The 304-nt window shown below is 53.9% G+C and carries 1 pseudogene; it reads right to left on the bottom strand.

Going from position 1 to position 304, the window contains the following annotated elements:
- Window positions 1–70: 70 nt before the first annotated feature.
- Window positions 71–304 (bottom strand): annotated as a pseudogene (locus B3D59_RS09660) (hypothetical protein); the annotation flags it as partial.

Here is a 304-nt window from a genome sequence, read left to right as displayed (position 1 = left end):
ATATCAGCACCGTCCAGGAGTGCCGGCCCCAGGGTTAAAGGAAAGTTCTCATCCGGCACTGTACCGACAATCAGGAGCATTGGCGAATCATCTCCTTATGCGCCAGTTCCAGGGCGTATCCGCAAAGTGTATGCCCGATTTTGCCGGGTCTTGGGGCCTCATCCAGGTGTCTGCCCACCATTTCCCGGGCAAGGTAGGGTACATCCGGGCACCCGCCGCCTGAAATATTGACGATGATTTTTGTTTTCTTTTCAATGGTCAGTTTCATGTTGGCGGCCCGGACCATGAGGTAATCGCCAAAATC

The organism is Desulfobacter sp. UBA2225 (genome assembly GCF_002348205.1).
In the GTDB taxonomy this organism is placed as follows: domain Bacteria; phylum Desulfobacterota; class Desulfobacteria; order Desulfobacterales; family Desulfobacteraceae; genus Desulfobacter; species Desulfobacter postgatei.
This window is presented reverse-complemented; position numbering and strand designations above follow the sequence as displayed.